We start from the raw sequence: 13,592 nt of genomic DNA, 5'->3' as shown, positions 1-13,592 counted from the left end.
ATGCAGTACACACCTCGAAATTCCGGGACTTCCGGAGTCTCGACTGACCATAAACTATCCACATCGGAGTCCCTACTACATGACCATCACCTCGAACGAGAAGCACAGCACCCCGGTCGTTGCCATCAACGACATCGGATCTGCTGAGGACTTCCTGGCTGCCGTCGACGCCACCATCAAGTACTTCAATGATGGTGACCTCGTCGAAGGCACCGTCGTCAAGGTTGACCATGACGAAGTCCTGCTCGACATCGGTTACAAGACCGAAGGTGTCATCCCTTCCCGCGAGCTTTCCATCAAGCACGACGTTGACCCGGGTGAAGTTGTCACCGTCGGCGACAACGTCGAAGCCCTGGTCCTGACCAAGGAAGACAAGGAAGGCCGTCTGATTCTCTCCAAGAAGCGTGCTCAGTACGAGCGTGCCTGGGGCGATATCGAAAAGATCAAGGAAGAAGACGGCGTCGTTACCGGTACCGTCATCGAGGTTGTCAAGGGTGGCCTCATCCTGGACATCGGCCTGCGCGGCTTCCTGCCGGCATCGCTGGTCGAGATGCGTCGCGTTCGCGACCTGGCCCCGTACATCGGCCAGGAAATCGAAGCCAAGATCATCGAGCTGGACAAGAACCGCAACAACGTGGTGCTCTCCCGCCGTGCATGGCTGGAGCAGACCCAGTCCGAGGTTCGCTCGACCTTCCTCAACAAGCTCGAGAAGGGCCAGGTTCGCCCGGGCGTTGTCTCCTCGATCGTCAACTTCGGTGCCTTCGTGGACCTGGGCGGCGTCGACGGCCTGGTGCACGTCTCCGAGCTGTCCTGGAAGCACATCGACCACCCGTCCGAGGTTGTCGAGGTTGGCCAGGAAGTCACCGTCGAGGTTCTCGAAGTGGACCTGGACCGCGAGCGTGTCTCCCTGTCGCTGAAGGCCACCCAGGAAGATCCGTGGCAGACCTTCGCCCGCACCCACGCCCTGGGCCAGGTTGTGCCGGGCAAGGTCACCAAGCTGGTTCCGTTCGGTGCGTTCGTTCGCGTCGAAGACGGCATCGAGGGCCTGGTGCACATCTCCGAGCTGGCCGTGCGCCACGTCGAGCTGGCCGAGCAGGTTGTCTCCGTGGGCGACGAGCTGTTCGTCAAGGTCATCGACATCGACCTGGAGCGCCGCCGCATCTCGCTGTCCCTCAAGCAGGCCAACGAGGGTGTCGACCCGGAGGGTACCGAATTCGATCCGGCTCTGTACGGCATGGCCGCAGAGTACGACGAAGAGGGCAACTACAAGTACCCGGAGGGCTTCGATCCGGAGTCGAACGAATGGCTGGAGGGCTTCGAGACCCAGCGCGCCGCTTGGGAAGCACAGTACGCTGCTGCCCAGGAGCGTTGGGAAGCTCACAAGAAGCAGGTTGCCGAGGCCATGAACGCCGACGCCACCGCCGAGCCGACCGCTGCCGAGCCGGCACCGGCGTCGTACTCCTCCGAGGCACCGGCTTCCGATTCCGGAACCCTGGCTTCGGACGAGGCACTGGCTGCCCTGCGCGAGAAGCTGACCGGCAACTAATTGCCGCGTAGCGTCCAGCGCTAGCTGAACGACGGCGGGTTTGTCCCTGATACCAGGGGCAAACCCGCCGTCGTCGTTTAATCGGACGCCACGTGTCACCGTGGCGGGCTGCGTAGCTCCTCCTAAATGTTGACGAGCCGCGCCGCAAAGTCCTCCTTCCGGGCCTTCTTCCCCGCTGCCCCAAAACTAGTCTTGATTTAGAGAACCCCAATTAAGCGGGCATCACGAACGAGAGGCAAAGGGGCCGATGAGACAGGAAACCGAGATGGCAAGGGACCTGCTGCGCTCCGAGAAGGTCAGCGTCCCGTTCCGGCGCCTGAGCGAGCAGGAGTGGGGCAATGTTCCGCGCAGCATCCCCAACTGGATCTTGAGCCTTGGCACCTGGCTGCCGGTACTGGGGTTGCTCATCTGGCTCATCGGCTGCCGCGGGCATGACCTTCCCTTTCTGGCGCAGGGCTGGTGGGGTGCGCTCACTGCCGCCGTCGGTGCGGTCGCGGTGATGGTGGCCAGCGGGCGCCAGGCGCCCTGGGTTGCCGCGGCCACCTGCTTGGCCCTCGTGGCCTGGATGCCATGGCCGCCGCTGGAACAGTGGGTCCTTGCGCTGGGCGCCGGATATTACGGCCTGCTGGGTGGGCTCGGAATGCTCAGTGGCCTGCGTTTCACCAGAAGCTTGCGCACCTGGCGACGTGAAGCAGTGCAATCCGTGATGGTTGAGAAGAGTCTGCTGCAGCACACCGCCGCCCGGAAACAAGTGGCCCCGTGGCTGGCCAAACTCTCCGCGGCCGGGTTCGTGTACGGCTTGGCGAGGGTCGGCTTCGACTATTTCAACGATGCACAGCAACAGGTGGACCGGCTCCAGATGCAACATCTGCAAACCGCTGCCTTTGGGCTGAGCGGGCTCGCGTTCTGGGGGTTGCTGGTGCTGGTGCGTTTCGCCGCCCAGCGGTTCGTCGGGCCCCTGGTCCTGCGGATCCCGGTCGGTGGGGGACAAGGCGGCGCGATCCACCTGGGCGCACTGAGCGGAGTGGTGGCGCGCTCGGAAGCCTCCGAGGAGGACTGCAGATGTGGCGCACCTGCAAGCAACTTTGAGGCAGCCGCCGAACCGGAACACGACGATCCCTGGCTGGCTGCGTTCGTACCGGTCCACGAAGAATGTGCCCGGCACGGGGTGCAGGCTGTCAACAGCATGAGCAGGCAGGAGTTTGTGCGCCACGCCCTGAACCCGTGGGTCTGGGCAGAGCACGTGAACGACCAGCTGATTCCCGCAGGGACCGAGCTGGAGGTGGTGGGGCTGAGCGGGTGGGACTGCCGCCCGGTGCCGGTGGACATTGACCCGGTTTCCACACTTGGGTCACCGCAGGGACGTTTGGCGCTGTACCCGCATCGGGTTTCGGAGGTGCTGTGCCGCAACCGGCGCACCGTACGCTGGCGGGCGCGGCGCGATGTGTCCCTGGAACCGGTGGTGTGGCAGGGGCAACCGGGCAAGGAACTGGATCGCATCCCTCTGACCGGGGTCGGGATTGACGGCAGTGCCGTGCGGGTTGAGGGGCGGCGGCCCTATCTGCTTCCGCACCGACAGGCGGGCTGAACACGCACCACGGCCGAAGACCTTCATCGCGTCGGCGCGCGACGGGCAGCCAGCAGCGCCGGCGGCAGGGAGCGGGTTGCCCTATGGGGGAGGAGCGACCGGGTCCGCCGGCCGGAACCGGTCGCCGAGCCGGTAGTTGATGGAATTGCGGCGGGGAAGCTGCAGCGGATCCTGGAATTTGGGCAGGATCACCTGCGGCACCCCGCCGTTCGAGATGACTTTGAGCAGCCCGGCATGCACATCGTGGTGATGCTTCGTGCACATGGTCGCGGCCCACCGCACGGCGGTAACTCCGCCATCCTTCCAGAACCTGATGTGGTGGATTTCGCAGTGCTCCACCGGCACCTTGCAGCCCGGGACGATGCATCCGCGGTCCCGGGCCTTGATCGCCCGGGCCATGGGCAGCGGGTATTCGCGCTGGCTGCGGCCCACATCGAGAATTTCCCCCTTGCCGCCCAGCGTCATCGGGATGATCCTGGCCCGGGCCAGGATTCGGCGCAGGTCGGTGGCCGACAGTTCCAGCCCGTGTGCGGTCAGTCCGTGGGTTTTGGCTTCGCCGCGCAGCTCGGCCAGTGTCAGGTGCACCATTACCAGGGGCCGGACCAGTGGCGGCAAGGCAGCCCGCTTTTGGGCCTTGCCCTTGGCCTTGCGTTGGCGGCGCGAGTGGTCGCGCAGGATCTTGTCAATGTCCAGGCGCAGGAACCCGAGCAGCGCCTTGAGCCGGCGCTGTGGGACATTGGCGGCCACCGAGCTGATCGGACCGCTCTGCGCCGCTTCCTCTGCGGTGACAAAGTCCGGGCGATCCTCGGCGTCCGGAGCCGGCGCAGATCCACTCGGTGCGCCAGCTTCCGCGGGATCATCGAGCACACGGCTGTCGTTCCCGGCATCGGTGCGCGGATTATCGGCCTGGGCGATCAGTGATTCGATCAGTTCCGCGTCGCCAGGCAACAGCCGCAACGCATAGTTCACCAGCCCGTTCTTCGCCCCGGTACGGAACAGGCCGGTGGCCGTGACGGGATCGAGCTGTTCGGTGGTGGTCCGCGCCTGCTTGAACAGCTGGTTTAGTTTCTTGCTGCGCGTGGCCGGATCGGGTTCGGCAACCAGGCTCTGGGCGATGTCTTCCACGGTGGCGCCCTCCGGGGTGAGCACCGGTGGCAGCGGCTGCTCGGTGCCCTCGGCGACGGGCTCCAAGGTGGCCAGCCGCCCGGCCGCGGAGATCACCGGTTGGGGCGGCAGAGAGGCGTCGTTGAATTTCGCGGCCAGCTTCGGGAATTGGGGGTCGACCGGCACGCCGGCGTCATCGAACCGGCCAATCAGTTGCCGGGCGGCGTTCACCCGGCGTTTGGCCTCGTGGTAGTCCAGCGGCAGCCAACCGGCCAGGAATTCGGCCGGGTCCTTGAAGGTGGGCCGCCCCAGCGCGTAGCGGGCCGCAACGTCGGCGGAGTCGGGGGCCGCCGGGGACGCCTCGTCCGTGGCGGTGTCCGGGGAATCGCAATGATCGCGCAGTGCGTCAAGCTCCCGGGGATCCAGGCAGTGCAGGGCGTGGCGCTCGGCCAGGTGGGCGCACAGGATCTTGAGGCGGGCGATGTGGTCCCCGGCGCTTTCGGTGCTGCTGGCCAGCCGGACGGCGTAGCGGGGATCGGTGTTCGCCTGGGCGGCCTGATGCAGAGCTGCGGGCAGGGAAGTCATGAGCTGGCACAGTGCCGCGGCGTCCGGGGCGCTGAGCCCGGCCGGCTGTCGCAGGTGCGCGGCGATCTGTTCGACCGCCTGGCGCAGGTTGTTGTTGCTCATGGCCCCAGTGTGCGCCGCCAATCCGCGAGGCGGCGGCGGGCAGCGAAAGATGTGGATAACTCTTTTCGTGTTCCCGTGCCCGGTCGTTCCCGCGCCCGGTGGCTGGCGCGGCATGGCGTTTCGGTGCCTAGCGGAGCCGGGCCACAGGCCCCGGTTTAGTGCCGCTGCCGGGTGGCCTGCAGCACCGTGAACTTGGAGTTGCGGGCCAGTTGGCGGACCGGGCCGATGCGCCGGGTGATTTCCCCGCGGTAGCGCAGGTGGGAGTTGTAGACGCACAACAGCTGGCCGCCGTCGGCGAGCACCCGGGCCGCCTCGTCAAGCAGCTTCAGCGCGATCCCGGCGTGCACCGTGTTGCCCATGTGGAAGGGCGGATTCAGGGTGATCAGGTGGGTGCTGGCGGCGGGCAGCCGGGACAGCCCGTCATCCTGCACGACGCTGATGCGCCCGCCCAGTCCGTTCAGCGCCGCACCGGCGGCGGTGGAGGCCACCGCGGAGGCCGAATGGTCCGAGGCCGCCACCCGCAGCCCGGGGGTGGCCAGTGCCGCGTAGATCCCGGTGCTGCCGTTGCCGCAGGCCAGGTCCACCAGTTCATCCTGCCCGGAAAGATCCGGCAGGTGCTCCAGCAGCAGCCGGGTGCCCGGATCCAGCCGGGCCTGGCCGAAGGTCGCCGCGGAGGCGCGCAGCGTAAAGCGCCGGCCGTTGACGGTGTGGGTGGCCTGCGCCGGAAAGCTGGGCACCGGCTGGTGCGGCAGCGGGGTGCGGGCGGTGAGTACGCGGGACTTCTGCCGGGCCAGGGACACGTCGAGCCGGGCGAAGCGCGCCTGCAGGACCTGGTTCATGGAGCGGTTCATGTGCTTGATGCGCCCCCCGGCGTGCACCACCACCTCCGGGTGGGCGTGTTCCGCGATGAGCGCGGCGAATTCGTCGAGCACATCCAGCCCGCGCGGCAGGTTCAGCAGCACCAGTTCGGCATCCCGCAGCGCCATTCCGGGGTCCAGCAGCTGCAGCCGCTCCAGCCACTGCGGGGCCAGGCGCTGCAGGTTCGCGGTGATCGCACGCTGGGCGGTGAGCGAATCGGTGTGCACCAGCACCCGTTCGGCGCCGGCGGCCAACGCGCCCAGGCTGAGCGCGCCGTAGTGGTCGTTGAGCACGCTGACCGTGCCCGGCCAGCTGTGCACGGTGTCCAGGATCAGCCGTTCGGCCGCGTCCACGGCGTGCAGGTTCTCGGCCTCCACGTCCGGGTAGCGGCGCAGGGCGTCCAGCAGCTCGCTCATCGCCCACCGCCCTGGGGCACGTCCACCCAGTCGTGGCCCTGCAGCTGCCCGTGCAGGGCGCCGGAGGAGAGGGTGGCCAGCTGGCGCTGGAACTCGTCCTCGGCGCCGGGCTCGTCGGCGATCGCCACCTGCAGCAGCGCGCCCTCGGCCTGCCAGTCGGTGGCGCCGAGCTGGTAGCCGGCGGCGCGCAGGTCGTTTTCGTAGCGTGCGGCCTGCGAGTGCGCGGCGGGCACGGCCAAGCGCAGCATCCGCTGCCGGGTAACCAGGGTGGCCGCGTCCAGCGCCTGGGAGACGGAGTCGGAGTAGGCCCGCACCAGCCCGCCGGCGCCGAGCTTGATCCCGCCGAAGTAGCGCACGCACACGGCCAGCACGTCGCTCAAATCGGTGCCGTGGGTGGTTTCGCGTTTGGTCAGCGCCTCCAGCATCGGGATCCCGGCGGTGCCGGCCGGCTCCCCGTCGTCGGAGGAGCGCTGGGTCATCCGGTCCGCGCCGAGCACGAACGCGCTGCAGTGGTGGCGGGCGTCGAAATGCTGCTTGCGCAGCGCGGCAATGTGCCCGCGGGCGTCGGTTTCGGAGGACACCCGGTACAGGTAGGTGATGAAGCGCGAACGCTTGATCTCCACTTCGTGCGACAGGTCCGCGGCCAAGGTGGTGTACCGACTCGCCACCGAAACGTTGCTGTTCATCTGACTTAGTTTATAGGGTGGAGTTCTAGACCTGAGGCCATTCTTACTTAGCGGGTGTCATGATTCATGTGGGACTGACCGGGGGCATTGCCTCGGGCAAATCGGCGGTGGCCGCGCAGCTGCTGAAGCTGGGCGCGGTGGTGATCGATGCCGACGCGATCGCCCGGCAGGTGGTGGAGCCCGGGACCCCGGCGCTGGAGCAGATCGGGCTGGCCTTCGGCTCGCAGGTGTTCGCCGAGGACGGCAGCCTGGACCGGGCCGCGCTGGCCGCGGTGGTGTTCGCCGACGCCGGGGAGCGCGAGAAGCTGAACGCGATCGTGCACCCGGCGGTGCGCGCCGAGGCCGAACGGCTGCGCGCCGCGGCGGTGGCCGACGGCGCCGAGGTGGTGGTGGAGGACATCCCGCTGCTGGTGGAAAGCGACCAGCACCAGCGTTTTGACAAGGTGCTGGTGGTCCAGGCCCCGCACGATGAGCGGATCCGGCGGATGATGGAGGACCGCGGCTGGGACCGGGCCGAGGCGGTCGCCCGGATGGCGGCCCAGGCCACCGACGAGCAGCGCGCGGCCGTGGCCGACGTGGTGATCCACAACGACGGGAGCATCGAGCAGCTGAACGAGAAGGTCACCCGCGTCTTCCGGAACGGGTTCAGTGCATGAAGCTGACCCTGCGGATCTCCAAGTGGGTGATGCTTGCCGCGTTCGCCGTCGCCCTGGTGCTGTGGCTGGGCTTTGGCGGGCGCAGTGAGTTCGTCGCCTCGAACGGGCCCTACTCCCCGGTGGTCTACGTTTCCGGGTGGCTGGCGCTGCTGGGGCTGGCCGCGGCGACCGTGCTTACCGCCGGCTTCTTTGGCTCGATGATGTCCAACACGGCCAAGCGGGCGATCATCCGCGGCGGGATGCGCCGAGGGCGATAACGGGTGCCGCGCGGGGGTGCGGCTCGTTATGCTGGGTGCATGAGCCTTGCACAGCCGATCAAGCGCGTCGTCGCCCCCTTTGAAGTCATCAGCGAGTACCAGCCTGCCGGGGACCAGCCGCAGGCGATCGCCGAGCTGGCCGAACGCATCAAGGCCGGCGAGAAGGACATTGTGCTGATGGGCGCCACCGGCACCGGCAAGTCCGCCACCACCGCCTGGCTGGTGGAGCAGGTGCAGCGCCCCACCCTGGTGATGGTGCAGAACAAGACCCTGGCCGCGCAGCTGGCCAACGAATTTCGTGAACTGCTGCCGAACAACGCGGTGGAGTACTTCGTCTCCTACTACGACTACTACCAGCCCGAGGCCTACGTGCCGCAGACCGATACCTTCATCGAGAAGGACTCCTCGATCAACGAGGAGGTGGAGCGGCTGCGCCACTCGGCGACGAACTCGCTGCTCACCCGCCGCGACACGATCGTGGTCGCCACCGTCTCGTGCATCTACGGCCTGGGCACCCCGGAGGAATACGTCGCCGGGATGGTCACCCTGCGCCGCGGCATGCAGCTGAACCGGGACGACATGCTGCGCCAGTTCGTGGCCATGCAGTACACCCGCAACGACATGGACTTCCACCGCGGCACCTTCCGGGTGCGCGGGGACACGGTGGAGATCATCCCGATGTACGAGGAGCTGGCGGTGCGCATCGAGTTCTTCGGCGACGAGGTCGACGCGATCCACACCCTGCACCCGGTGACCGGGGAAGTGGTGCGGGAGGAAGACGAGATGTACGTGTTCCCGGCCAGCCACTATGTGGCCGGTGCGGAGCGGATGAACCGGGCGATCAAGTCGATCGAGGATGAGCTGGCCGAACGGCTGGCGGAGCTGGAGCAGCAGAACAAGCTCGTCGAGGCCCAGCGGCTGCGCATGCGCACCACCTATGACCTGGAAATGATGGAGCAGATGGGCTTCTGCAACGGCATCGAGAACTACTCGCGGCACATCGACGGGCGTGAGGCCGGTTCGGCCCCGCACTGCCTGCTGGACTACTTCCCGGATGACTTCCTGCTGGTGATCGACGAGTCGCACGTGACCGTCCCGCAGATCGGGGCGATGTACGAGGGGGACATGTCCCGCAAGCGCACCCTGGTCGAGCACGGCTTCCGACTGCCCAGCGCCATGGACAACCGGCCGCTGAAGTGGGACGAGTTCCTGGAGCGGATCGGGCAGACGGTGTACCTCTCGGCGACCCCGGGCAAGTACGAGCTGGGCAAGTCCGACGGGGTGGTGGAGCAGATCATCCGCCCCACCGGCCTGGTGGACCCGCAGATCATCGTCAAGCCGACCAAGGGGCAGATCGATGACCTGCTCGATGAGATCCGGGTGCGCGTGGAGCGCGACGAGCGCGTGCTGGTGACCACGCTGACCAAGCGGATGGCCGAGGACTTGACCGACTACCTGACCGAACACCAGGTCCGGGTGCAGTACCTGCACTCGGATGTGGACACGATCCGGCGGGTGGAGCTGCTGCGCGAACTGCGCATGGGCTCCTTCGACGTGCTGGTGGGCATCAACCTGCTGCGTGAGGGCCTGGACTTGCCCGAGGTGTCCCTGGTGGCGATCCTGGACGCGGACAAGCAGGGCTTCCTGCGCTCGGCGACCTCGCTGATCCAGACGATCGGGCGTGCGGCGCGCAACGTCTCGGGTCAGGTGTTCATGTATGCGGACAAGGTGACCGACGCGATGGCCCAGGCGATCGAGGAGACCAACCGGCGCCGGGCGATCCAGCAGGCGCACAACGAGGAGCACGGCATCGACCCGCAGCCGCTGCGCAAGAAGATCGCGGACATCACCGACCAGCTGGCCCGCGAGGACGCCGACACCCAGGAGCTGCTGAACAACAACCGGCTGGCCAAGGGCGCCAAGCGCAAGTCCGCCCCGGTGCGCAGCGACGGGCTGGCCGCCGCCCCGGCCGAGGACCTGGTGGGGATGATCGAGCAGATGACCGAGCAGATGCATGCGGCGGCCGCCGAACTGCAGTTCGAGCTTGCCGCCCGGCTGCGCGACGAGGTCTCCGAGCTGAAGAAGGAGCTGCGCCAGATGAAGGGCGCCGGGCACGCCTAGCGACACGCCCGGTGCGGGCCGCGGCTAGATGACGGTGACGGTGAAGCGGCGCACCTGGGCGGTGCGGTTCTCCCACGCCCGGCTCAGCTGTAGCTCCACCGACCAGTATCCGGCGGTGATCGCGCGCAGCGAGGCCACGTGGGTGGCGGTGGCCTGGTCCGCGCGCTGTGATGCGTCTAGGTGCCGCGGGACGGTGCGCTTGGCGGCGCCGTTGCCGTCGGGTTGCTGGCGGATCGTGCCCGGCTCCCGCTCGACCATCAGTCCCTGGCCGCATTCGGTCAGCGTCCACAACAAGCCGCTGGCATCCGGGACCGGCATTACCAAATGGATTCGGGTTCCGCGGCTGACCTCGAGGTTGGCGCTGCCGTCGGTCTCGATTTGTTCCATTCATCCATCCTACGGCCTACGCCGCCGCTCGCGGCGCTGGCGTGGATGGATGTGTCGGCGCGTGGCGGTGCGGGGTGGCCGGGGCCATGGGCTGGGACGGGGCGATGGGATACAATGGTTTCTCGTACGTAGGGGAGTATCCCAAATGCTGTGAACGTCAACACGTGGGACGAGGAAGTTCCGCCGGATGCAGCAGCCGAACACAACACGATCTTGTGACGGCGGAGAGACCTTCGGTTCCCTTGTCCTACCCTTACGACGAAAGGCTACTTTTCTGTGGGCGTTTCAGGGTTAACCCTCCAATTTGAAATCATCTCGCTGGCCGCGCTGTGCGTGATCCTGCTTTTGGACCTGTTGTACGTGGTCCGCCGGCCGCACGAGCCCTCAATGAAGGAAGCCGGCCTGTTCGTCGCCTTCTACGTCATGCTGGCCGTGATCTTCGGTGGCATCCTGTGGTGGCAGGCCGGTCCGCAGCTGGGCCAGGAATTCTACGCCGGCTGGATCACCGAATACTCGTTGTCGATCGACAACCTGTTCGTCTTCATCATCATCATGACCCGCTTCTCGGTCCCGCGGAAGTACCAGCAGGAAGTGCTGATGTTCGGCATCATCATCGCGCTGATCCTGCGCGCGGTCTTCATCCTGCTGGGTGCGACCCTGATCGAGCACCTGTCCTGGATCTTCTACATCTTCGGCGCCTTTCTGCTGTGGACCGCCTGGCACCAGCTGAAGGACGATGACGAGGACGAGGAAAGCGAATCCGGTCTGGTCAAGCGGCTGACCAGCAAGCTGCCGATCGCCAACGACTACGACGGCAACAAGCTGCGCACCAAGGTCGACGGGAAGAAGATGTTCACCCCCATGGTGATGGTCTTCATTACCATCGGCATGACCGACCTGCTGTTCGCCGTTGACTCGATCCCGGCGATCTTCGGGCTGACCCAGTCCGCGTTCATCGTGTTCACCGCGAACATCTTCGCGCTGATGGGCCTGCGCCAGCTGTACTTCCTGCTGGGCGGGCTGATGAACCGACTGGTCTTCCTGAAGCACGCGCTCAGCTTCATCCTGGCGTTCATCGGCGTGAAGCTGATCTTCCACGCACTGCACGAGAACGAGCTGCCGTTCCTCAACGGCGGCCAGCCGATCGAGTGGGTGCCGGATATCAGCACCAGCCTGTCGCTGATCGTGATCGCCTCCACCATCGTGGTCGCCACCGTCATGTCGCTGTGGACCCCGCTCGGACGCCGTGCCGCGGCCCGCGCCGAGGCCGAGGCCGCAGCGAAGGACGAGAAGTAACGCCTGCGGGGGAGCCGGCCGGCACGGGCCGCCGGCACTAGACCTCCCACCGGGCCAAGGGCCGGGACGGATGATCCGTCCCGGCCGTTGCCATGCCCGGCGCCCCCGCGGCGCACCCCGGCCGGAGATGAGGAGAGTCACACTCCACGCTCTTACATAGCCATGCTATGTAATTTCTTCTATACTGGTACCCATGACAGACCAGCCAGCCTCCGACGCCGCGAACTTCGCCGAGCTCGCCTCGCAGATCTCCACCTCCGCGGCGTTCATGAGCCGGCTGCTGGGCCGGGTGGCCGGGCAGGGCCGCTCGGTGACCGCCTGGCGGGTGCTCTCCACGCTGGATCGCCACGGCGCCCAACGGGTGGGGGATTTGGCCGGGCACGAGCGGATCGCCCAGCCGACCATGACCGGCCTGGTGGGCCGCCTGGAACGCGAAGGGCTGGTCACCCGCTCGGCGGACCCGCAGGACCGGCGCGCCGCCCTGGTGGAGATCACCGGGCAGGGACAAGCCGCGTTGCAGGGCTACCGCGCCCACGCCACCGCCGCCCTGTCCCAGGCGCTGGGGCAGATGAGCCAGGCGGAGCTCGACACGCTGCGCCAGGCGCAGCAGCTGTACACCCGCATGGTGGCCAGCCTCGAATCCCAGCTGTCCTGACCCGCGCCGGCCGCGGCGCGGACCGCGGCCGGCACCCACGAATTTTGTGAGAACCAAACGTACAGAAAGAAGATGATCCACACGAGTACCGCTAGCAAGCCCTCACTATGGCGACAGCCCGGATCGGTATGGGCGATCGCCTTTGCCTGCATGGTCTCCTTCATGGGGATCGGCCTGGTCGATCCGATCCTGCCGGCCATCAGCCGCGAACTGGAGGCCAGCGCCTCGCAGACGATGCTGCTGTTCACCAGCTACCTGTTCATCACCGGCATTGCGATGTTCTTCACCAGCTGGGTCTCGGCCCGCATCGGCGTGAAGCGCACCCTGCTGACCGGCCTGGTGCTGATCGTGGCATTTGCCGCCCTGGCCGGGGCCAGCGGCAGCGTCAACCAGATCCTGGGCTACCGCGCCGGCTGGGGGCTGGGCAACGCGCTGTTCATCTCCACCGCGTTGGCGGCCATCGTCGGCGCGGCCAGCGGCGGCAGCCGCCAGGCGATCGTGCTCTATGAGGCCGCACTGGGCGTGGGCATGGCCACCGGTCCGCTGCTGGGCGGCATGCTGGGCGACATCTCCTGGCGCGGGCCGTTCTTCGGCACCGCGGTGCTGATGGCCATCGGCCTGGTCGCGATCCTGGCGTTCCTGCGCGCCCCCACCCAGGCGCCGGTGCAGGTGTCCCTGCTGGCCGGGTTCCGGGCGCTGCGCAACAAGGCGCTGCTGGCGCTGGCGGTCACCGCCGTGTTCTACAACTTCGGGTTCTTCGTGCTGCTGGCCTACTCGCCGTTCCCGCTGGAGGCCGCCGCGCACGCCCAGGGCATGGAATTCGGCGCCCACGAGCTGGGTCTGGTGTTCTTCGGCTGGGGCCTGGCCCTGGCGGTCACCTCGGTGCTGGTGGCCCCGCCGCTGACCCGCAACTTCGGGCTGCGTCCCACCCTGTTCACGATGCTCGGCGCGCTGGCCGTGATCCTGGGCGCGATGGCCGTCTTCCACGAGGACCTGGTGGTCCTGATCGTGCTGATCGTCGTCGCCGGCCTGGCATTGGGCGTGATGAACACGGCGCTGACCGAGGCCGTGATGGAGGCCACCGACCTGCCGCGCAACGTGGCCAGCTCCACCTACTCCGGGGTGCGCTTCCTGGGCGGGGCGATCGCCCCGGCCGTGGCCGGTCCGCTGGCCACCGCCCTGGGGGCTGGGGCGCCGTACTGGTTCGGTGCCGGGTCGATCGTGGTGGCGATCCTGGTGCTGGCCTTCGCCGGGCACACGCTGAGCCACATCGGCGTCTCGCATGAGAGCGAACAGGAGTTCGCCGAGGACCTCACCGCCGCGGACGCCTGACGA

At 67.4% G+C, this 13,592-nt stretch carries 12 protein-coding genes; 8 read left to right on the top strand and 4 right to left on the bottom strand.

Going from position 1 to position 13,592, the window contains the following annotated elements; genetic code table 11:
- The first annotated feature begins 79 nt into the window (after positions 1-79).
- Together rpsA and AC6I21_RS09060 are read left to right on the top strand one after the other, a co-directional pair.
- Complete coding sequence (rpsA, locus tag AC6I21_RS09065; protein WP_138177861.1) at positions 80-1,546, top strand: 30S ribosomal protein S1; 1,467 nt, start codon at positions 80-82, stop codon at positions 1,544-1,546.
- Positions 1,547-1,793: 247 nt separating this feature from the next.
- Entirely contained in the window at positions 1,794-3,134 is a 1,341-nt protein-coding gene (locus tag AC6I21_RS09060) for a hypothetical protein (protein WP_497762240.1), read from the top strand.
- An 81-nt stretch (positions 3,135-3,215) separates the two neighbouring features.
- Here AC6I21_RS09060 and AC6I21_RS09055 read toward each other — a convergent pair whose 3' ends face one another.
- From AC6I21_RS09055 to AC6I21_RS09045, 3 genes are all read right to left on the bottom strand, one after another.
- Positions 3,216-4,925, bottom strand: coding sequence for an HNH endonuclease signature motif containing protein (locus AC6I21_RS09055; RefSeq protein WP_497762239.1), 1,710 nt, complete (start codon positions 4,923-4,925; stop codon positions 3,216-3,218).
- Between the two features lie 155 nt (positions 4,926-5,080).
- On the bottom strand, positions 5,081-6,199 hold the full coding sequence (locus AC6I21_RS09050) for a class I SAM-dependent methyltransferase (protein WP_497762238.1): 1,119 nt from the start codon (positions 6,197-6,199) through the stop codon (positions 5,081-5,083).
- Positions 6,196-6,885: a YigZ family protein gene (locus AC6I21_RS09045; protein WP_346922629.1), complete on the bottom strand. Its 690-nt coding sequence runs from the start codon at positions 6,883-6,885 to the stop codon at positions 6,196-6,198. Before AC6I21_RS09045 ends, AC6I21_RS09050 begins: the two co-directional genes overlap by 4 nt.
- A 59-nt stretch (positions 6,886-6,944) precedes the next feature.
- Here AC6I21_RS09045 and coaE point away from each other — a divergent pair, with 59 nt between their 5' ends.
- The 3 genes from coaE to uvrB are packed head-to-tail and all read left to right on the top strand — an operon-like array spanning position 6,945 to position 9,919.
- Entirely contained in the window at positions 6,945-7,541 is a 597-nt protein-coding gene (gene coaE, locus AC6I21_RS09040) for a dephospho-CoA kinase (RefSeq protein WP_138177849.1), read from the top strand.
- Positions 7,538-7,798 carry a hypothetical protein gene (locus AC6I21_RS09035; protein ID WP_138926375.1) on the top strand — a complete coding sequence of 87 codons (261 nt, stop codon included), beginning with the start codon at positions 7,538-7,540 and terminating at the stop codon, positions 7,796-7,798. Before coaE ends, AC6I21_RS09035 begins: the two co-directional genes overlap by 4 nt.
- A gap of 39 nt (positions 7,799-7,837) precedes the next feature.
- Positions 7,838-9,919, top strand: a complete 2,082-nt coding sequence (gene uvrB / locus AC6I21_RS09030) for an excinuclease ABC subunit UvrB (RefSeq protein ID WP_138177845.1) — start codon at positions 7,838-7,840, stop codon at positions 9,917-9,919.
- Between the two features lie 24 nt (positions 9,920-9,943).
- Here uvrB and AC6I21_RS09025 read toward each other — a convergent pair whose 3' ends face one another.
- Positions 9,944-10,306, bottom strand: a complete 363-nt coding sequence (locus AC6I21_RS09025) for a protease inhibitor I42 family protein (protein ID WP_138177843.1) — start codon at positions 10,304-10,306, stop codon at positions 9,944-9,946.
- A gap of 276 nt (positions 10,307-10,582) precedes the next feature.
- On the opposite strand from AC6I21_RS09025, the gene AC6I21_RS09020 reads away from it, so the two are divergent.
- From AC6I21_RS09020 to AC6I21_RS09010, 3 genes are all read left to right on the top strand, one after another.
- A complete protein-coding gene (locus AC6I21_RS09020; protein ID WP_138926374.1) occupies positions 10,583-11,602 on the top strand; it encodes a TerC/Alx family metal homeostasis membrane protein in 1,020 nt (339 codons plus the stop codon).
- 193 nt (positions 11,603-11,795) lie between these two features.
- Positions 11,796-12,257, top strand: a complete 462-nt coding sequence (locus tag AC6I21_RS09015) for a MarR family winged helix-turn-helix transcriptional regulator (RefSeq protein WP_343832836.1) — start codon at positions 11,796-11,798, stop codon at positions 12,255-12,257.
- Positions 12,258-12,329: 72 nt separating this feature from the next.
- On the top strand, positions 12,330-13,589 hold the full coding sequence (locus AC6I21_RS09010) for an MFS transporter (RefSeq protein ID WP_497762237.1): 1,260 nt from the start codon (positions 12,330-12,332) through the stop codon (positions 13,587-13,589).
- The last annotated feature ends 3 nt before the right edge of the window (positions 13,590-13,592 follow it).

The sequence above is a fragment of the Glutamicibacter sp. St.4D3 genome, from assembly GCF_059728615.1.
This window is presented reverse-complemented; position numbering and strand designations above follow the sequence as displayed.

What these genes read in the sequence shown, in the direction of transcription:
- rpsA (WP_138177861.1), top strand. Translation starts at nt 80, where the DNA reads ATGACCATCACCTCGAACGAGAAGCACAGCACCCCGGTCGTTGCCATC.
- AC6I21_RS09060 (WP_497762240.1), top strand. Translation starts at nt 1,794, where the DNA reads ATGAGACAGGAAACCGAGATGGCAAGGGACCTGCTGCGCTCCGAGAAG.
- AC6I21_RS09055 (WP_497762239.1), bottom strand. Translation starts at nt 4,925, where the DNA reads ATGAGCAACAACAACCTGCGCCAGGCGGTCGAACAGATCGCCGCGCAC.
- AC6I21_RS09050 (WP_497762238.1), bottom strand. Translation starts at nt 6,199, where the DNA reads ATGAGCGAGCTGCTGGACGCCCTGCGCCGCTACCCGGACGTGGAGGCC.
- AC6I21_RS09045 (WP_346922629.1), bottom strand. Translation starts at nt 6,885, where the DNA reads ATGAACAGCAACGTTTCGGTGGCGAGTCGGTACACCACCTTGGCCGCG.
- coaE (WP_138177849.1), top strand. Translation starts at nt 6,945, where the DNA reads ATGATTCATGTGGGACTGACCGGGGGCATTGCCTCGGGCAAATCGGCG.
- AC6I21_RS09035 (WP_138926375.1), top strand. Translation starts at nt 7,538, where the DNA reads ATGAAGCTGACCCTGCGGATCTCCAAGTGGGTGATGCTTGCCGCGTTC.
- uvrB (WP_138177845.1), top strand. Translation starts at nt 7,838, where the DNA reads ATGAGCCTTGCACAGCCGATCAAGCGCGTCGTCGCCCCCTTTGAAGTC.
- AC6I21_RS09025 (WP_138177843.1), bottom strand. Translation starts at nt 10,306, where the DNA reads ATGGAACAAATCGAGACCGACGGCAGCGCCAACCTCGAGGTCAGCCGC.
- AC6I21_RS09015 (WP_343832836.1), top strand. Translation starts at nt 11,796, where the DNA reads ATGACAGACCAGCCAGCCTCCGACGCCGCGAACTTCGCCGAGCTCGCC.
- AC6I21_RS09010 (WP_497762237.1), top strand. Translation starts at nt 12,330, where the DNA reads ATGATCCACACGAGTACCGCTAGCAAGCCCTCACTATGGCGACAGCCC.